The organism is Mesorhizobium sp. (assembly GCF_004963255.1).
Taxonomy (GTDB): domain Bacteria; phylum Pseudomonadota; class Alphaproteobacteria; order Rhizobiales; family Rhizobiaceae; genus Mesorhizobium.
The window spans coordinates 78,426-96,631 of sequence record NZ_SUGA01000011.1; the positions used below are offsets into that span (position 1 = coordinate 78,426).

Here is an 18,206-nt window from a genome sequence, read left to right on the forward strand (position 1 = left end):
AGAGAGCTAGCGCTGCCATATTGGTTACATGGCTAGACCGCTAGTGATTTCGTCATTGTGACCGCAAAGCCGTTTGCGGCCTGCGGCAATTCCCGCTAAGAGGCCGCCAATCAAGACTTGATGTTCAAACATGTCTTCATCCCGACACCGGTACCCACTTTCGGGAGACATGCTCAGCTGGGATCGATACCGATGACGGACGTCGCCGCCAACGCCGAAATGCAGGCCGCGCTGCTCTCGCGCGCGCTGCCTTACATGCAGCGCTACGAGAACAAGACGGTGGTGGTGAAATATGGCGGCCATGCCATGGGAGACCATGAGCTCGGGAAGGCCTTCGCCCGCGACATCGCGCTCTTGAAACAGTCCGGCGTCAACCCGATCGTCGTGCATGGCGGCGGGCCGCAGATCGGCGCGATGCTGACCAAGATGGGCATCGAATCCAAGTTCGAGGGCGGGCTGCGTGTCACCGACCAGAAGACGGTCGAGATCGTCGAGATGGTGCTGGCGGGCTCGATCAACAAGGAGATCGTGGCGCTGATCAACGCCGAGGGCGAGTGGGCGATCGGGCTTTGCGGCAAGGACGGCAACATGGTGTTCGCCGAAAAGGCGCGCAAGACCATGATCGACCCCGACTCCAACATCGAGCGGGTGCTGGATCTCGGCTTCGTCGGCGAGCCGGTCGAGGTCGACCGCACGCTGCTCGATCTGCTTGCCCGCTCGGAGATGATCCCGGTGCTGGCGCCGGTGGCGCCCGGCCGCGACGGCCACACCTACAACATCAACGCCGACACGTTCGCGGGCGCCATCGCTGGCGCCTGCCGCGCCTCGCGCCTCTTGTTCCTCACCGACGTGCCGGGCGTGCTCGACAAGAACAAGAGGCTGATCGACGAGCTGACAGTCGCCGAGGCCAAGGCGCTGATCAAGGACGGCACGGTGTCGGGCGGCATGATCCCGAAGGTCGAAACCTGCATCGAAGCGATCGAACGCGGCGTCGAGGGCGTCGTCATCCTCAACGGCAAGACGCCACATTCGGTGCTGCTGGAGCTCTTCACCGAGCACGGCGCCGGCACGCTGATCGTTCCGTAACAAGAGCAGGCAAGTTCGCTGTTTCATGAAACGGTGAACTTAATCAGCCGGCTAATCTTCTCTGGTCTTCAACAATTGCGGCCGGCTTTCGGACCGGCCGCCGGACGATCATCGATTCCTCCTCGGCGTCCTGGGGCGCGCCCCAGAATTCGGCGAGCGTCGGGCCGCCCTTGACGCGGCCGTCGTGGGCGAGAAACCCCCAGACCTCGCGGAACCAGACGCGGCGGCCCATCTTGGTGTACCAGCGCATCGAATGGCGCTGCTCGGGATCGGGGTGGAAGAGGATGCGCGCCAGCGCCTTCGGCCGCGACTGCACGGCGACCTCGATGAGCTTGACGGCGAAGAACAGCATCCAGGGTTTCAGCTTCGTCATGTGCAGAACCTGATGCTTGTAATCCCAGAGGCGGACGTCCTTCTGGATCACCTTGCGGCCGGCGGCGATGCGGAAGAACGGCGTCCAACGATGCGGAGTGACATAGAGCGCCTGGATCTGGTCGGGATCATAGGCGATGAGCTGGCGGAAGCCGCGCCACAGATCGCGAAGGCCTTCGTCCTCGAAACCGGCAACCCAGGTCGCCATCGACAATATGCCATGCCGCCTGAGCAGCCGGATCGCCTCGCGGTCCGACTTGGTGCTGCCGCCCTTGCGGATCAATGACAGTGTCTCCTCATCGGTGTTTTCCATGCCGAGCAGCCAGCGGATGACACCGGCCTTGCGGTAAAGGTGGAGGATATCGGCGTCGCGCACGATGTCGTCGGCGCGGGTCGAGCCGACGATCAGCACCGGCACGTTCTCGGCGATCATGGCGTCGAGAAAGGCGCGCCAGGCTTTCTTCGAGGAGGTCGGGTTCTCGTCCGCCAGGTTGACCAGCTCGATGCCGTGCTCGCGATGCAGCCAGGCGATTTCTTTTGCGAATTTCACCGGGTCGCGATGGCGCCAGCGGGTCCAGAAGCCGCGCTGGCCGCAATAGTTGCACAGATGCGGGCAGCCGCGCGAGAACTGCATGACCACCGCCCGCTTGCCGCCCCAATAGGAGTAGCGGCGATGATCGATCAGCTCCCAGCCGACGCGATAAGCATCGAGATCGGCGATCATCATGGCCGCCTGCGTGGCGACCGGGCGGCCGAGATCGTCGCGATAGGCGATGCCGGCGACGCTTGCTACAGGCTGGCGCATTTCGATGGCCTCGACCAGCGCCGTTGCGGTCGCCTCGCCCTCGCCGCGCACGATGAAGTCGAAGACGTCGGTCGCGGCGAGGATGTCGCGCCAGTGATAGGTCGGAAAGACGCCGCCATAGATGACGATGACGCCTGGAGCGCCGGCCTTGATCATCTCGGCAATCTTCAAGGCGGTCGGATGCGCCGAGGTCGAGCCGGAATGGCCGATCAGGATGAAATCCGGATCGCCGCGCAATGCCTCGTCCGCAAGCGTGCCAAGCGGCATCGGCCCGAACTCGGCATCGACGAGGCGCACCTGATGGCCGGAATCGATAAGCGGGCCGCCGATCGCCAGCAGCCCAAACGGCGGCAGATGGTCGTCGGGGACGCGGCTGCCGATGGCCGTGTGCGGCGGATTGATCAGCACGATGTTCAAGGCGGACCTCCATGTTGGTCCGCTTGTGCTAATTGCCGATGACGAAGCCGCCTTGGCGCGGTTCAGCAGTCTCCACGCAGCTTTTCGCCAGATTTGACCGGATCAGCGCCGCAGATGGCTGAGCGGCACGTGGCCGGGGCCCTTGATGTTCTGCAGCACAAGTTGCGTGTGGACGTCGCGCACACCGGGCAGCCGCATCAGCCGGTGCATGACGAAGGCGTTCAGATCGTCCACCGAAGGCACCATGACATGCAGCAGGAAATCGTGGTCGCCGGTCATCGTCCAGCAGGACGACACCTCGTCCATGCGCTGCACGGCGGCTATAAAACTTTCGGGTGAGCCGTCGCTGTGGCTGACCAGCCGCACCTGGATGAAGACCTCGACGGTCAGGCCGACGGCGCGGCGGCTGAGCACGGCGGCAAAGCCCTTGATGATGCCGGTTTCCTGCAAGGCCTCGAAGCGGCGCGCGCAAGGCGTGGTCGACAGGCCGATCTCCTGCGCCAGCTCGGAGACGGGCTTGCGCCCGTCGCGCTGCAGGATGTCGAGCATCCTTATCTCAAATTCGTCGAATTGAGGCATGTTTTCTCGATCTCTCGCTGATTGGAGTGATTTTACCTCAGAATCCGCCGGAAAGCTACAAACAAGGCTGATTTGCCTCATCAGCCGCCTCTAAACTCCGCTTCACGATCCACGGATCACGATCTCAGAGGAGGATATGATGACGATCAGCGTTGCCGATTACGCCGCCGAATGCGCGGCGCAGGGCCTTCGCGGCGACTATTCGGTCTGCCGCGGCGATTTCACGGTGGCGCAAGGCTACGACTATTCCGCCGAGGAACAGGCGGTGTGGCGCATGCTGTGCGACCGCCAGACGAAGCTGACCCAGAAGCTCGCGCACCGTTCCTATCTGGACGGCGTCGCGGCGCTCGGGCTGCTCGACAGGATTCCGGATTTCGACGCGGTGAGCGAAAAGCTCAGCAAGCTGACCGGCTGGGAGATCGTCGCCGTGCCCGGCCTCATTCCGGCCGGCCCCTTCTTCGACCATCTTGCCAACCGGCGCTTCCCGGTGACCAACTGGCTGCGGACGAAAAAGGAGCTCGACTATATCGTCGAGCCGGACATGTTCCACGATTTCTTCGGCCATGTGCCGATCCTGACCCAGCCGGTGTTCGCCGATTTCATGCAGATGTATGGCGAGAAGGCGGAGGACATGATCGCGCTCGGCGGCGACGAGATGATCACCAGGCTTTACTGGTACAGCGCCGAATACGGCCTCATTCAGGAAGCCGGCCAGCCGCTGAAAGCCTTCGGCGCCGGGCTGATGTCGTCCTTCACCGAGCTGCAGTTCGCGGTCGAGAGCAAGGACGCCCACCATGTGCCGTTCGACCTCGAGACGGTGATGCGCACCGGCTACGAGATCGACAAGTTCCAGCGCGCCTATTTCGTGCTGCCATCCTTCGATGCGCTGCGCGATGCCTTCGCCAATGGCGACCTTGCCGGCATCGTCTCACGGTTCAAGGGTCAGCCGGCACTCGACCCTGCAACGGTGTGATTGTTCTTACGCAATTCCGGACGGAAAAACCGCGACGCACTTTTCCTGGAATTGCTCTGAGGTCGGTTTTCGCCCAACCGACATTCAGGGCGGCTCAGTTGCTGGAAGGCAGCTGGGCCGCTTCGTCCCTTTTGCGATTACGTTTCCAGCACAGGGATTTTGACTGATCGGCTATGTTTATGTTGGGCAGGTGGCATGCCTTGGAGGTTGGCCGAAATGCCCACCCAGTCGTCATCCACGGGCGGAGCAAAGAGCGAAGCGACGCGCGCAGACCCGAGGATCCATTCCGTGTCGCATGAGTGCTGCCGCAGAATTCTGCTCCGCTGCGTTCGTCGATCAAAGTCACGGAATGGACCCCAGGCCTCGGCGACGCCGCTTCGCGGCTCCGCCCAGGGACTGACGAGGTTGGAAGGCTTCGGCCAACCCCCGGCGTTTGCACTCATTTCACGGAAAGGAACGGTGAAAAGTGCCGGTCGACAAACGGCAACCCTTCAAAGTCCTGCGCAGAATCTCTCGTTATGCCTTGTCCGGCTCGGCCTTGATCCTGGCCAGCTGCTCGCTCTGCAGGTCCAGCGCGGCATTGATGAAGCGCAGCACGGTCGCGAGCTCCGCATCGCTGAAGCTCGCCACCACCTTCTCGCCCTCGCGCGCGATCGTGCCGTAGTAGCGCTCTGACAATTCCCTGGTCAGGTCGGTCGCCTCGATCACCACCTTGCGCCTGTCCTCCAGGCTGCGGGTCCGGGTGACGTAGCCGCGCGCCTCGAGCCGGTCGATCAATGCAGTGACGGCGGCTGGCGTCAGTCCGGTCGCTGCCGCCACGGCACCCGCCGATTGCGGTCCCGCATAGAGCAGTCCCAGGCAATGCCGCTCCGCCGCGATCAGGCCCAGCCGTGCGCCCACCGCCTCGTCATAAGCTTGGGTGGCGTCCTGCCAGCGCATGACGGCAAGGCCGACATCGCGGGTCATTTCATCGCGTTTCGTGCTTGACGATTTTATTTCGATCATCTAACTATCTATCTGTCTAACATTCAGACTATCGTATCAATATGCGAGGACGCTTTTGCGTGGCAAGGGCAAAGTCGCCGACAAGGAGTGAATAATGAACTTGATCCAACAGCGCACCCCTCTCTCGAATGAGGAGGAATACAAATACGCCAAGCTGGCGATGGAGTGGTATGGCTGGGGCTCGCCCATCGGCCTCGGCATCCTGCTGGTGGCGCTGGCGGCCGCGGCCGTGCTGGTGCGCATCGCAGTCTACGGCCTCTGAGCGCGAGGCCGCAATTCCCCCAAAAGCGCCAGAGCGGCGCCGGTTGCCGCTCCAGGCGCCGGCGCCACCGGCGTTTCGGACGTCAGACGGCGATCACCTTGCCGAGATGCTCGCCCAGGCGGCAGGCGAGCGCGGTGATGGTTGTCGTCGGGTTGCACTGGCCCGACGTGCAGAACACCGATGAGCCGCCGACATAGAGATTGGCCATGCCGTGCACCTTGCAATTGGCGTCGACGACGCTCTTCAGGACATCGGTGCCCATGCGGGTGCCGCCCATATGGTGGTGGCCGGCCGTCTCCTCATTGGTCGGGTAATCGGCGCCATTGCTGATCCAGTCGTCGATGCGGACGCGGCCGAGATTCTTCTGCGCCAGCGTCGTGCCGAACAGCTTCAGCCCCTCGATCAGGGTGCGGCGTTCGAGCGGCGACTTCTTCCAGTGCAATTCGATGCGCGGCACGCCGGCGTGGTCGACATCGGTCTTCGACAGCTCGATCTGGTTCGAGGCGAGCGGCGCCTGCTCCCAGGCGACGTAGAGCTGGGCGGCGCAACGCAGCCGCTGGTCGAGCTGGGACGACATCCACTCCGCCATGTTCGGCGCGGTGCAGGCAAGGTCGGCGATCAGCTTCTTGACATTGGGATAGGGGCTCTCGATCAGGCGGATGCCGAAATTCATGATCTGCAGCCGCTCCATCGCGGCAAGCGTCGGCGAGAAGAAGGCTTCGTTCGAGGCATCGACCTCGAACTCCGAATAGTTGGCGAGAATGGCGTTGCCGCCCTCGAAGGTCGGATGCTCCATCCAGTAGCGGCCGAGCGCCGCCGCGTTCGGCACCACGCCGCCATTCGAACGCTCGTTCGACCACAACAGCAGCCGCGAATTCTCCAGCCCGCCGGTGCAGGTGACGAAATAGTCCGCGCTGAAGGTGCCGGCGTCCTGGCCGTTCGACCACACCTTCGCGCCGGTGACGCGCTTGCCGTCGCCGATAAGCTCGGTCGCATAGGTGTTGAGCACGACGGCGATGTTCTTGCTCCGGTCGAGCTCGTCGGCGAATTTCTCGCCGAAGCGGACGGCGGGACTCTTGATCAATTGCACCCAGCGTATGTCGTCCGAAACCGGCACATCGGGGCGGAAATCGGGAAGCTCGAGGATGTCGTGGACTTCCTTCAGATAAGGCTCGATATCGGCGCGGCTGATCGGCCAGCCGGTGTCCGGCGCCCAGGCCTTGGGCTCGAAATCCTGCCTGTCGAGCACGCGGCACCAGCCGGCCCAATGGTTGGACGAGCCGCCCATAAAGCGCAGCCTGGTGATGTCGAGGTCGAAGTAGAAGTCGCCGACCGTCTTGCCGCGGTAGAAATCCTGCGACTCGTCGCTGAACTCACGCGAGCCCGCCTCAAGGACGACGACAGGAATGCCGGCGGCGCCCAGCTTCCTGGCGATCGTCGTGCCGGCCGGGCCGGAGCCGAGAATGCAGACCTTGGGTTTGAAGCCGGCCTGCTTGTAGCCTTCGTAGCTGTCGAAGATCATGCGAGGTCGCTCCGCCGCAGGATCCATCCGTTGATCTCGACGATTTCATCGCGGTCGATCTCGTCAGGATTGGCGGGGGCCGGCGGGTTGCGGAACAGCGACAGTGCCGGCAACGTGATCAGCGCCTGCACGATCGCGCGGCGCGATATTCTTCTTATGAACCTGCTCATGACACGTCTCTCGATAGAGGGCTCGATCCACGCATGCCGTTCCTGAACGGCACACATGCCGCCGATGAGGCCAATTCCGTGCCAAACCCGGGTGAAGACGGCGTTACATCCGGAAGTTTAGCGCGGTTGAATATGGACATGGTTAGGGTTCTCATAACCCGCGGCGCACTGGAGCGGTTTAGGCGCCGCGCTGTCGAGTTTTCGATGCATGTCGTTGCCCCAAAACCCGCTTCGCACTTTTGGGCGACATGCAGGACGCCCGCCGCGATGCTTCAAGCCGCTTCGGGAAGCTCGCGGTCGAGAATCGAAAGATTGCGGCCGCGGTTCTTCGCCTCGTAGAGCCGGCGGTCGGCCGCGCGCATCAAATCGGAAACGGTTGCACCCTCGCCGCAGCTTATGCCACCGATCGAGACCGTGAGCGGCACGGTGCGCTCGTCGTCAGGGCGGAAACGGATCAGCTCGACCTCGCGACGGATGCGTTCGGCGACATGCTTGGCCTCACGCTCGCTGGCGCCGACCAGGAAAGCCGCGAACTCCTCGCCGCCGATGCGGCCGAGCACGTCGCCGCTGCGCACGCCGCGTTCGATGGCGCCGGCGATCAGAAGCAGCGCTTCGTCCCCTGTCAGATGACCGTAGCTGTCATTGATCCTCTTGAAGTGATCGGCGTCGATGATGAGCAGCGCGCCGCGGTCGCTCTTGCGCCGCGATCCATCGAGCGCGGCAAAGAAGGTTTCGCGATTGAGCATGCCGGTCATGTCGTCGCGGCTTGCCTTTTCGGAGAGGCGCCTGTGCGCGGCGGCGAGTTGCGCGTGGGCGCGGGCAAGCTCGCGATGGGCGTTCTGCAACCGGTCGCTGTGCCAGAAGCTGCCGGCGCTGGCGGCCCAGGCGAGCACGAGCGGGCATAGCGTCGATGCCAGCCAGACGGTGCGGCTCATCGGAAAGCCCATTGCCGGAACCACGATCAGCGTCAACAACAGCGAGACGGCGACCGAAGCGAATGCTACGGTAGCGGCCTTTAGAAATATGCGGCTCATCACTTGCTCCCAAGGGATAGCCTCTGTGCCAGCAAGCGCTAAAGGCGACCTTTCCGGAACTTTTAAAATTTGAAGCGAGACGCCATTTTCACACTTCGTGACGCGCATAAGTTGTGGATAACTTCAGCGCCGGCATGCCATAGGAAGCCATGACAATGACACCCGATCCTGCCCGCTTTGCCCATGTCACGGACTGGGTGTTCGACCTCGACAACACGCTTTACCCGCATCACTCGAACCTGTTCGCGCAGATCGATGTGAAGATGACCGCCTATGTCGGCGAGCTGCTGACGCTTTCGCGCGACGACGCGCGCAAGCTGCAGAAGGAACTCTACCTGGAATATGGCACGACGCTGAACGGGCTGATGAAGCGGCACGGCATCGATCCCGACGATTTTCTCGAGAAGGTACACGATATCGACTATTCGAGGCTGGTGCCGGATCCGGTGCTGGGCGCGGCGATCCGCCAGCTTCCCGGACGCAAATTCATCTTCACCAATGGCGACCGCAGGCATGCCGAGCGCACCGCGCGCCAGCTCGGCATATTGGAGCATTTCGACGCCATCTTCGACATCGTCGCGGCGGGGCTCAATCCCAAGCCGGAGCGCCAGACCTATGAACGCTTCGCCGAATTGCACTCGGTGACCGGGCACAATGCGGTGATGTTCGAGGACCTGGCGCGCAATCTGGCCGTGCCGAAATCGCTCGGCATGACGACCGTGCTGGTGGTGCCGCGCAATTTCGAACCGACCTTTTCGGAAATCTGGGAACGCGACCCGGCGAATGATGACGACGTCGATTTCGTCACCGACGATCTCGCCGGCTTCCTGACCGCGATCGTCGACGTCGTAGCCTGACCAACTCCGCATAGCCGTGCGTCGCCGGTGCGGACGATGCCCTCTAGTCGAAATCCGGAATCGTGCCGGGCGGTAGTCCCAGCCGGCCGTTCAGTTCCTTCAAGAACCGGCAGACGTCCGGATTGCCGGCTGCTACCGTACCGTTGCCGTTGCCGTCGGACGCGTAGCCGTTGCCGTGGCCGTTGCCGCAATTGGCGTTGCCGTTGAAGCTGCCGCCATTGAAATTGCCGCTGAAGCTCCCGGCATTGCCGTTGCCGTTGAGATTGCCGCTGTTGCCATTGCCGTTGAAGTTGCCGGCATTCCCATTGCCGTTGAAATTTCCGGTGCTGCCAAGGCCGTTGGCGACACCGGCGCCGATTGGAAGATCGGCAATCCTGACCAGGGTCGAGGCATCGGCGGCCAGCAACGCGGCAAGCAGGGTGCCGAGCGCGAGGCCGTTGCCATCAAGCAGCCTCGCCGCCACCCGGCGCTCGCGGGGCCGGGCGGGTCGGGATGATTTCAGGCCGGTCATCAGCGATTCCCCCGGCCGTTGAAGTTGCCGTTGAAGGCGCCGGCATTGCCGTTGCCGTTGAACGAACCGCCGTTGAAGTTGCCGTTGCCGGCGCCGATGTTGCTGTTGCCGTTATATTCGCCGGTGTTGCCGTTGCCGTTGAAGGCGCCGATGTTGCCGTTGCCGCTCGTCGCCGAGGTGTTGTTGTTGCCGTTGAAGGCGCCGACATTGCCGGTACCGCTGTTGAAGGCGCCGACATTGCCGGTGCCGCTGTTCTTGTAGCCGAGATTGCCGCCGAAGTTGCCGAGCGGATTCATGCCCCTGACGTCCGAGCCGATGGCCTGGCCGTATTTGCCGACCGCCGCCTGGACAGCCGACATGCCGAAGGCCTGGCTGCCTGTCGTGGTGTCGGCCTTCGCCGCGGTTGCACTCAACAACCCCAGGCATAGCGCCGGTATGACGTAGCGTTTCATCTGCGAGCTCCTTCCATGGCTAAGCTTGAAATTGGGTTTTCGAAATTGGCCCCTGTTTCGAAAAGGATCGTTCGTCGAAAAGGACTGGGACCGCCGGCGACATGTCGCGATAGCCTTGCGCGGGGGGCGGGCGCGTGGCTCGGCGGTCCCAGAGCCATCAGCGTCTTTCCAAACTGAAGCTTGGCGACGCTGGCGGTTGGACGGCGCTAGCGGTTGGCGTTGCCGTTTCCGTTGCCGTTGCCGGCGCCCCAGTTGCCGTTGCCGTTGGCATTGCCGTTTCCGAGGCCCCAGTTCCCGTTGCCGTTCACGTTGCCGTTGCCGAGGCCGAAATTGCCGTTGCCGTTGCCATTGCCGTTCGCGACGCCGGCATTCAGGTTGCCGTTATAGTTGCCGTTGAAGGCGCCCATATTGGCATTGCCGTTCCCGTTGCCGTTGCCGAAGCCGAAATTGCCGTTGCCGTTGAAGTTGCCGTTGAAGGCACCGGTATTGGCGTTGCCGTTCCCGTTGCCGTTGCCGACGCCGACATTGCCATTGCCGTTGCCATTGCCGCTGCCGATCGAAAGCGCGGATGCCGTACCGGTCAGAGCCGACAGTACGGCCGCGGCCAGGATGATCTTTCTCATGACGTTCTCCTTCGTTTGCGTTGAGCTTCCCGGGCAGTTCAAGATGACCGGGAGGACGCTTGAAGGATGCACGCAGAAATAGCGGCGATACATTCGGGTTGATCAGCGGAGGTTGTCAGTTTTTCTGCCGATCCCCGTGTCAGGAAAAATTGAAGCAATCAGGAAAAAACTGACAGGCATAAGGGCATCTGGCGGGTGTATACTGCGCAGACATTCATGCCTTTTCTCGCCGACCCGCGGGTGGCCTGCGATCCTCGCGACGGCAGTGGGAAGAGAAAGGTTGATGTGGGCGGGTATGGCCATAGGCAAGGACGATAGGGCCCTGCGCCGTAGGCTTGCGCGGCGCTTGATCGCCGTGCAGGAAGAGCAGCGCCTGCGCCTGTCGCGGGAGCTGCATGACGACCTCGGCCAGATGCTGGCCAGCGTCGCGCTGGAGTTGCACAACGTCCGTGCCGGCACGCAAGAGATGGACGGCCGGCTCGAGCGTGCCGTGATGCTTGTCGATCAACTCAGCGCCAAGGTGCATGACGCTGCCTGGAACCTGCGGCCCGCCGACCTTAATCGTCTCGGCCTGCGGGCTTCGGTCGAGGATCTGGCGACAATGCTTTGCAGCCAGCTCGGCATTCCATGCGAGATGGATCTCGACGCCCTTTCGAGCCCGCTGCCGGCAGAGACCGCGCTCACGCTTTATCGTGTCGCGCAGGAGGCGCTTACCAATATCGGCAAGCATGCCCAGCCAAGCCGGGTAAGCGTAACGGCCCATATTCAGGACGATCGAATGCGCCTGGCAATCGAGGATGATGGCCGCGGCTTTAACGGCTGCGCCGACCCCGGTCCGGGCCATCTGGGACTTGCCGGGATGCGGGAGCGGCTGGCGCTGGTCGGCGGTCAATTGACGGTCGAAAGCGCCGCGATGAAAGGAACCACCGTTTATGCGGATGTGCCGTTGGCACATTGAATAGTGGGGAAGGGCTGCGCCTTCCAAGGACCGCTTCGGCTTCGGGCCTGTTCGTCGCGTTTGCCAAGTATCTGGTTTTGCATGGATTCGGACAACAAAACCGCGACGCTCCTTTCCTAAACTCGTCTACGTGAAGCGCCGCACATCCCGGACATTAGCTGCGGCTTACAATCCGCGCCGCATGGGTTAGGCGGGGGGATAGCTTTACCCGCTACGGCCGCCTCAGGGCTTGCCGATACAGACGGGCGTCCCGCGCCATGCGGGGCTGTTGCCTAGACCATCAAGGACAAGAGGCTCTTCCGGAGGAAGGGCTCTTCACGACTGATGGAGGATAAAGGTGCGCTGCAGGCGGATATTTTTGGTCGACGACCACCCGATCATGCTGTCGGGGGTCGGGGCGATGATCAACAGCCAGGAAGATCTGACGGTCGTCGGCCTGGCCGGGAATGCCGAGGATGCCCTTGAAGGGATCGGCAAGACGCTGCCCGATATCGCCGTGGTCGATATATCGCTTCCCGGCGACAGCGGGAGCGTGCTGATCGAAAGGCTCGGCGAGCGCTTTCCCGAGGTCAGCTGCATAGCATTGACGGCGCATGAAGACCCCGGCTGCCTGCGCCAGGTGCTTGCGGCCGGTGGCCGCGGCTTCGTGGTCAAGCGCTCGACCGCGACGGACCTGCTGCAGGCCATCCGATGCGTACTGGCCGGTGACAATTATGTCGATCCCGCACTCGCGGCGCGCATATTGAGCCCGCGCAGCGCCCCGCAGGGCGATCCGGGCAATCTCAGCGAACGGGAGCGGTCGGTCATCCGGCTGGTGGCGCTCGGCTACAGCAACAAGGAAATCTCGTCCCGCCTCAACCTCAGCATCAAGACGATCGAAACCTATCGCACCAGAGCGTCCGGGAAGCTCGAGCTCCGCTCGCGCGCGGCCATTGTGCGCTTCGCGCACTCGAATGGCTGGCTGGCCGAGTTGCCGGTGTGAGCAGGCATGGCCGGGATGCGGTCGGAAGTAGAGGAACTGAGGAACTGGAGAATGGAGGAACGATCGGGATGTCTTTTTTCCTCAATTCCTCAGTTCTTCAATTCCTCAGTTCCTACTCCCCCAACTTGTAGAAGCGTCGGATGATGTCCCAGGCTTCCTCGGCGGTGTCGACGAAATCGATGATATCCTGATCGCCGGGCGAGATCGTGCCCTGCTCGGCGAGGAAATCGAGATCGATCACCCTTCGCCAGAAGGCCTTGCCGAACAGGATCACCGGCACGCGCTCCATGCGCCCGGTCTGTATCAGGGTCAGCGTCTCGAAGAACTCATCCATCGTGCCGAAGCCGCCCGGGAACACGGCGACCGCCTTGGCGCGCATGACAAAATGCATCTTGCGGATGGCGAAATAGTGGAAGTTGAAGCAGAGCTCCGGCGTGACATAGGCGTTGGGCGCCTGCTCGTGCGGCAGCACGATGTTCAAGCCGATCGACGGAGCGCCGACATCGTCGGCGCCGCGGTTGCCTGCCTCCATGACGCCAGGCCCGCCGCCGGTGACGACGACATATTCACGATAATAGGAGGTGGCCGATTGCTGCGAGCACAGACGGGCGAATTTGCGCGCTTCCTCGTAATATCTGCTGTTCGCCTCGAGGTTCTTCTTCTGCGTCTCGTTCTTCGCCGCCCAGGCTTCGCCGCCGGGCTCGGGCAGGCGGGCGCCGCCGAACAGGATCACGGTTGAGCGGATGCCGCGTTCGGCCAGGATCATTTCCGGCTTCAGGAGCTCGAGCTGCAGCCGCACGGCGCGCAATTCGCGCCGCGTCATGAAGTCCGGATCGTTCCAGGCCAGCCGGTAGGTTTCGGCACGAGTCTGCGGGGTGTCCGGCACGCTTTTCGCGCGCTCCAGGTCCTCATCCGAATGCGGCAGCGGCGTCCACCCCGCCTTTTCCATGGGAGTCATCGAATCCACCCGTCCAATTCCCTTAACTGCGCCGTCCCGTGACGCTGGCGCGATTGACCCTCATTCAGCCTTAACATAGGGTCCGCGCGACTTTTAAACAGGTTAAGGCTGAGCCCCTTAACAGCTTGGTAATGGAGCGAAATCATGTCGAAGCCCGATCTGGCGAGCCTCGAAACGACCATCGAAAAGGCTTTCGAGGAGCGCGACACGATTTCGACGGCGACGCGCGGCGAGACGCGCGAGGCCATCCAGGCGGCGCTCGACCTGCTCGACCGCGGTGTCGCCCGCGTCGCCGAGCGGCGGGACGACGGCAAGTGGCATGTCAACCAGTGGCTGAAGAAGGCGGTGCTGCTCTCCTTCCGGCTGAACCCGATGGAGATCATCAAGGGCGGTCCCGGCCAGGCGGTGTGGTGGGACAAGGTGCCGTCGAAGTTCGACGGCTGGAGCGCCGTCGATTTCGAGAAGGCCGGCTTCCGCGCCGTGCCGTCCTCGATCGTGCGCCGCTCGGCCTATGTCGCGCCGGGCGCCGTGCTGATGCCGTCCTTCGTCAATGTCGGCGCCTATGTCGATTCTGGCACCATGGTCGACACCTGGGCCTCGGTCGGCTCCTGCGCCCAGATAGGCAAGAACGTGCATCTTTCCGGCGGCGTCGGCATCGGGGGCGTGCTGGAGCCGATGCAGGCGGGCCCGACCATCATCGAGGACAATTGCTTCATCGGCGCGCGCTCCGAAGTGGTGGAAGGCTGCATCGTGCGCGAAGGGTCGGTGCTCGGCATGGGCGTGTTCATCGGCCAGTCGACCAAGATCGTCGACCGCGCCACCGGCGAGGTCTTCTACGGCGAGGTGCCGGCGAACTCGGTGGTCGTCGCCGGCTCGCTGCCAGGCAAGCCGCTGCCCAATGGCGAGCCGGGTCCGAGCCTCTACTGCGCCGTCATCGTCAAGCGCGTCGACGCCAAGACGCGTTCGAAGACCTCGATCAACGAATTGCTGCGCGATTGATCCTGCCTGAAGCACGTCGCGATCTTTCAGATTCGCTCCCTGCGCTTTAGGATTTTGACCTTGCGCATGTCTTTGTCCCGAAACCGGTTCCCACTTTCGGGAGACATGCTTTGACGGAGCGGACGCGATTGTCTGAAAGATCGCAATTCCTCTGGCTGTTCTTCAGCCTTTCGGGGCGGCTGAGCCCGGTCGCCTATGCGCTTGCCGGCGTCTTGTTGGTGCTCGTCCAGTTTTTCCCTTTCTACCAGTTCGCGCGGGTGGAGTTGAACACCAGCGCCAGCCAGAACTGGGCCATGATCTGCTGGGGCGTGCTCTTGATCTCGGCGTGGGCCACCTTCGCGGTAACGGCAAAGCGCTTCCATGATTTCGGCAAGCCGACCTATTTTGCGTTGATCTCGCTCATCATCGGCCCCATCCTGCTCATCATCCTCTCCTGTTTCCGCAGCGATCCCGGACCGAACCGTTACGGCAGGCGCACCAACGCGCCGGCCGATTCGTGAGGCCGTCATGCGCTACCGCGCGCTCGATCCGCAACTGATCATCGAGACGGCCGAAGGCTGGAGGGGCGGATCGGCGAGCGTTTTCCAAATGCCGGCCTGCGCGGCGTCGCCGCCGAGCTGGTGTCGCTGTCGCGGGACCTCGCCAAGGCGGCCAGGCAACTGGAGACGCCGATCTGGTGGCTGCGCGGCGTCATCATCGCGGCCTTCATCGCCGGCGTGGCGGTGTTCCTGTTCGTCGGCACGATCCTGCCGCTCGACCGCATCTCGGGCGCCGACGACGCCGTGCAGTCGATGCAAGGCATCGAAGCGACGATCAACACCGTCATCCTGGCCGTGCTCGGACTGCTGGCGCTGGTCCGCACCGAGGAGCGCATCAAGCGCAAGAAGGTCTTCCGCCAGTTGCACGGGCTGCGCTCGCTGATCCATGTCATCGACATGCATCAGCTGACCAAGGACCCGGCGGCGCTTTCGGCCGAGTTCAAGCCGACCGCGCACTCGCCCGCCCGCATCACCAACGCCGCGGACCTTGCGCGCTATCTCGACTATTGCTCGGAGATGCTGTCGATCACCGGCAAGGTGGCGGCGCTGTTCGCGCAGTCGGTCAATGACGATGTCGTCATCGACGGGGTCAACGACATCGAGAACCTGAGCTCCAACCTGTCGCGCAAGATCTGGCAGAAGATCACGCTGATCGAAGGCCGCCGCTAGAGCGGTTCACAGTTTCAAGGACACGGCGAACCGCTCCATCCTTTTGTTTTTGCGCAATTCCGGACGGAAAACCGCTCACACTTTTCCTGGAATTGCGCTGACCGCATCCGGCCCGAGGCCGGGGGGACCGCGCCTTTCTGCTTCGGCCTGACGCACCAGAGCCGCGACCCGTTCGTTCATCGGCGTCGGGATGCCGACCTGCCTGGCCAGGCGAATGACCGCGCCCTGCAATTCGCCGATCTCCGTCGGACGGCCGCGTTTGAGATCATCCCACATCGACGAACGCGCCTGAGGGTCGATCGCCAGCATGCGGCGCGCCAGGAGGCCGAACAGCCAGTCGGGCAGCCGCAGCACTTTCGGCAGCAGCGCCGGCGGCAGGCCGGTGATGCGCGCCGGCGCTATCCCCGCCGCCCTCATCGCGGCGAGCGCCTCGTCGACCTGGGCGGCCAGGATCACGCGCCAGCTCCGGTCGGCCAGTTGGCTTGCCAGTGGCAGGTCGGAGAGCGCCACCAGGGCATTGTTGAGGTTCATCAGCAATTTGCTCCACTGCACCGCCTTCATGTCGGCGCGCGCCTCGACGGCAAGCCCGTCGACATCGAGCAGCTCGGTAAGTCCATGGATGCCGGCGTCGATCATCACCTCGCCCTGGCTGGCGCGATGGACGCGGAACGGCAGCTCGCCATCCTGCGACTGGACGACGTTGAACATCACCATGCCGGTCAGCACCCGCCGGCCAGGGAGCGCGTCGCGCAGCCGGTCGGCGTTGTCGACGCCGTTCTGCAGGCTGACCACCACGGCATCCGGGCGCCCATGAGTGCCGATCAGCCCGGCCATCTCCGCGGTCGCGCCGCTCTTCACCGTCACCAGGACGACGTCCGCGTCGCACAGCGCGGTTGCCGGATCGTCGGTGGCTGAAATCGCTTGCGCGTCGAGGCTGCGGTCGCGGCCGTCAAGATCGCTGATCCGCAATCCGCTTTCTCGCATGGCCTCGACGACGCGGCCGCGGCCCAGGAAGACGACCTTGCGCCCGGCGAGCGCCAGGCAGCCGCCGACATAGCAGCCGATGCTGCCGGCGCCGGCTATCGCGATGGTGCTTGTTTCGCTGGCCATGCATTTGTCCTCATCTGGCTCGCAACATGCATTTATACGTGATGAAAACCATATTGTCGGCGGCATGACCGGCGATGATCTGCCACCGTGACACGACAAACGCTTTCGACTATCGCTTTGCCCATGACATTGCCGACCGATCCCGCCACGAATCTTGCCGCCCTGATCCGCTGTCCGTCCGTGACACCCGCAGAAGGTGGGGCTCTTGCCGCGCTGGAGGACATGCTGAAGCCGCTCGGTTTTTCGGTCGAGCGCCCAGTCTTCTCGGAAGACGGCACGCCGGACATCGAAAACCTCTATGCGCGGCGCTCGGGCAACGGCCCGCATCTGATGTTTGCCGGCCATACCGATGTCGTGCCGGTGGGGGACGAATCGGCATGGACGCATCCGCCCTTCGCCGCCGAAATCGCCAAAGGCGAGATGTATGGCCGCGGCGCCGTCGACATGAAGGGCGGCATCGCCTGCTTCGTCGCCGCGGTGGCTCGCCACGTGGCGAAAAACGGCGGCCCGAAAGGCTCGGTCTCGCTGCTCATCACCGGCGACGAGGAAGGCCCGGCGATCAACGGCACCACCAAGCTGCTCGACTGGGCGGCCGCCAAGGGCGAGAGGTGGGACGCCTCGATCGTCGGCGAGCCGACCAATCCGGATGAGCTGGGCGACATGATCAAGATCGGCCGGCGCGGCTCGCTGTCTGGCACCGTGACCGTCAACGGGCGCCAGGGCCATGCCGCCTATCCGCAGCTTGCCGACAATCCGGTGCGCGGATTGATGAGCCTGGTCGACGCGTTGCTGCATCCGGTTTTCGACAAGGGAACCAATGATTTCCAGCCGACCAATCTCGAAGTGACGTCGATCGACGTCGGCAATCCGGCGACCAACGTGATCCCGGCCAAGGCGACGGCGACGTTCAACATCCGCTTCAACGACACATGGGACGCGGAGACGGTCCAGGCCGAGATCCACAACCGGCTCGACCAGGCGGCCGGCCGCAAGAAATACCGGCCGGGCAAGAAGACGCCGGTCGACTACGAGCTTGTCTGGCGCGATCGGCCGAGCCATGTCTTCCTCACCCGCGACGACAGGCTGATCGATACGCTGAGCAGCTCGGTCAAGACGGTGGTCGGCAGGACGCCGGCGCTCTCCACGTCCGGCGGCACGTCGGACGCGCGCTTCATCAAGGATTACTGCCCGGTGGTCGAGTTCGGGCTGGTCGGCAAGACCATGCATATGGTGGACGAGCGCGTCGCGCTTGCCGACCTCGAGACGCTGACGCAGATCTACGAACGCTTCATCGAAGACTGGTTCGCAAAAGGCCTTTCGTGA

20 protein-coding genes and 1 pseudogene are annotated in these 18,206 nt (G+C 63.3%); 10 read left to right on the plus strand and 11 right to left on the minus strand.

From position 1 onward, the window contains the following. The first annotated feature begins 192 nt into the window (after positions 1 to 192). Positions 193 to 1,086 carry an acetylglutamate kinase gene (gene argB, locus E5X34_RS14740; RefSeq protein ID WP_292565800.1) on the plus strand — a complete coding sequence of 298 codons (894 nt, stop codon included), beginning with the start codon at positions 193 to 195 and terminating at the stop codon, positions 1,084 to 1,086. A gap of 43 nt (positions 1,087 to 1,129) precedes the next feature. Here the strand turns inward: argB and bchE are convergent, their stop codons facing one another. Both bchE and E5X34_RS14750 read right to left on the minus strand, forming a co-directional pair. Next, positions 1,130 to 2,680, minus strand: a complete 1,551-nt coding sequence (bchE, locus tag E5X34_RS14745; RefSeq protein WP_292565803.1) for a magnesium-protoporphyrin IX monomethyl ester anaerobic oxidative cyclase — start codon at positions 2,678 to 2,680, stop codon at positions 1,130 to 1,132. A gap of 102 nt (positions 2,681 to 2,782) precedes the next feature. Further along, positions 2,783 to 3,259, minus strand: coding sequence for an Lrp/AsnC family transcriptional regulator (locus tag E5X34_RS14750; protein ID WP_042647377.1), 477 nt, complete (start codon positions 3,257 to 3,259; stop codon positions 2,783 to 2,785). A gap of 136 nt (positions 3,260 to 3,395) precedes the next feature. Between E5X34_RS14750 and phhA the strand changes: the two genes are divergently transcribed. After that, a complete protein-coding gene (phhA, locus tag E5X34_RS14755) occupies positions 3,396 to 4,232 on the plus strand; it encodes a phenylalanine 4-monooxygenase (RefSeq protein ID WP_292565805.1) in 837 nt (278 codons plus the stop codon). A gap of 516 nt (positions 4,233 to 4,748) precedes the next feature. On the opposite strand, the gene E5X34_RS14760 is transcribed toward phhA, so the two are convergent. Next, a complete protein-coding gene (locus E5X34_RS14760) occupies positions 4,749 to 5,237 on the minus strand; it encodes a MarR family transcriptional regulator (protein WP_292565808.1) in 489 nt (162 codons plus the stop codon). A 94-nt stretch (positions 5,238 to 5,331) separates the two neighbouring features. On the opposite strand from E5X34_RS14760, the gene E5X34_RS14765 reads away from it, so the two are divergent. Then, positions 5,332 to 5,499, plus strand: coding sequence for a hypothetical protein (locus E5X34_RS14765; protein WP_292565811.1), 168 nt, complete (start codon positions 5,332 to 5,334; stop codon positions 5,497 to 5,499). Between the two features lie 82 nt (positions 5,500 to 5,581). On the opposite strand, the gene E5X34_RS14770 is transcribed toward E5X34_RS14765, so the two are convergent. The 3 genes from E5X34_RS14770 to E5X34_RS14780 form a co-directional block, all read right to left on the minus strand. Next, entirely contained in the window at positions 5,582 to 7,021 is a 1,440-nt protein-coding gene (locus E5X34_RS14770; RefSeq protein WP_292565814.1) for a GMC family oxidoreductase, read from the minus strand. Beyond that, positions 7,018 to 7,191 carry a hypothetical protein gene (locus tag E5X34_RS14775; protein ID WP_292565817.1) on the minus strand — a complete coding sequence of 58 codons (174 nt, stop codon included), beginning with the start codon at positions 7,189 to 7,191 and terminating at the stop codon, positions 7,018 to 7,020. The genes E5X34_RS14770 and E5X34_RS14775 overlap by 4 nt, the downstream gene beginning before the upstream one ends. Before the next feature lie 272 nt (positions 7,192 to 7,463). Continuing rightward, entirely contained in the window at positions 7,464 to 8,225 is a 762-nt protein-coding gene (locus tag E5X34_RS14780) for a GGDEF domain-containing protein (protein WP_292565820.1), read from the minus strand. 149 nt (positions 8,226 to 8,374) lie between these two features. On the opposite strand from E5X34_RS14780, the gene E5X34_RS14785 reads away from it, so the two are divergent. Continuing rightward, a complete protein-coding gene (locus tag E5X34_RS14785) occupies positions 8,375 to 9,082 on the plus strand; it encodes a pyrimidine 5'-nucleotidase (protein WP_126063409.1) in 708 nt (235 codons plus the stop codon). 43 nt (positions 9,083 to 9,125) lie between these two features. On the opposite strand, the gene E5X34_RS14790 is transcribed toward E5X34_RS14785, so the two are convergent. The 3 genes from E5X34_RS14790 to E5X34_RS14800 form a co-directional block, all read right to left on the minus strand. Further along, positions 9,126 to 9,593: a hypothetical protein gene (locus tag E5X34_RS14790; RefSeq protein ID WP_292565823.1), complete on the minus strand. Its 468-nt coding sequence runs from the start codon at positions 9,591 to 9,593 to the stop codon at positions 9,126 to 9,128. Beyond that, positions 9,593 to 10,045 (minus strand): hypothetical protein, encoded by a 453-nt coding sequence (locus tag E5X34_RS14795; protein WP_050070922.1) that lies wholly within the window; start codon positions 10,043 to 10,045, stop codon positions 9,593 to 9,595. The genes E5X34_RS14790 and E5X34_RS14795 overlap by 1 nt, the downstream gene beginning before the upstream one ends. 206 nt (positions 10,046 to 10,251) lie before the next feature. Beyond that, complete coding sequence (locus E5X34_RS14800) at positions 10,252 to 10,668, minus strand: hypothetical protein (RefSeq protein WP_189475957.1); 417 nt, start codon at positions 10,666 to 10,668, stop codon at positions 10,252 to 10,254. 355 nt (positions 10,669 to 11,023) lie between these two features. Between E5X34_RS14800 and E5X34_RS14805 the strand changes: the two genes are divergently transcribed. After that, the gene (locus E5X34_RS14805) at positions 11,024 to 11,626 is read left to right on the plus strand and encodes a sensor histidine kinase (protein WP_292565979.1); all 603 of its coding nucleotides are present in this window, start codon (positions 11,024 to 11,026) and stop codon (positions 11,624 to 11,626) included. Positions 11,627 to 11,984: 358 nt separating this feature from the next. Next, positions 11,985 to 12,608, plus strand: coding sequence for a response regulator transcription factor (locus tag E5X34_RS14810; RefSeq protein WP_292565829.1), 624 nt, complete (start codon positions 11,985 to 11,987; stop codon positions 12,606 to 12,608). 112 nt (positions 12,609 to 12,720) lie between these two features. Here E5X34_RS14810 and E5X34_RS14815 read toward each other — a convergent pair whose 3' ends face one another. Further along, the gene (locus E5X34_RS14815) at positions 12,721 to 13,566 is read right to left on the minus strand and encodes an LOG family protein (RefSeq protein ID WP_126063415.1); all 846 of its coding nucleotides are present in this window, start codon (positions 13,564 to 13,566) and stop codon (positions 12,721 to 12,723) included. Between the two features lie 144 nt (positions 13,567 to 13,710). Here E5X34_RS14815 and dapD point away from each other — a divergent pair, with 144 nt between their 5' ends. The 3 genes and pseudogenes from dapD (at position 13,711) to E5X34_RS14830 (ending at position 15,773) form a co-directional block, all read left to right on the plus strand. Continuing rightward, on the plus strand, positions 13,711 to 14,565 hold the full coding sequence (gene dapD / locus E5X34_RS14820) for a 2,3,4,5-tetrahydropyridine-2,6-dicarboxylate N-succinyltransferase (protein WP_292565832.1): 855 nt from the start codon (positions 13,711 to 13,713) through the stop codon (positions 14,563 to 14,565). A 128-nt stretch (positions 14,566 to 14,693) separates the two neighbouring features. Beyond that, a complete protein-coding gene (locus E5X34_RS14825) occupies positions 14,694 to 15,065 on the plus strand; it encodes a DUF805 domain-containing protein (RefSeq protein WP_128258640.1) in 372 nt (123 codons plus the stop codon). A gap of 7 nt (positions 15,066 to 15,072) precedes the next feature. Beyond that, a pseudogene (locus E5X34_RS14830) lies at positions 15,073 to 15,773 on the plus strand (hypothetical protein). Between the two features lie 75 nt (positions 15,774 to 15,848). Here the strand turns inward: E5X34_RS14830 and E5X34_RS14835 are convergent. Beyond that, entirely contained in the window at positions 15,849 to 16,883 is a 1,035-nt protein-coding gene (locus E5X34_RS14835; protein WP_292565835.1) for a 2-dehydropantoate 2-reductase, read from the minus strand. Between the two features lie 123 nt (positions 16,884 to 17,006). Here E5X34_RS14835 and dapE point away from each other — a divergent pair, with 123 nt between their 5' ends. Then, complete coding sequence (dapE, locus tag E5X34_RS14840; RefSeq protein ID WP_292565838.1) at positions 17,007 to 18,206, plus strand: succinyl-diaminopimelate desuccinylase; 1,200 nt, start codon at positions 17,007 to 17,009, stop codon at positions 18,204 to 18,206.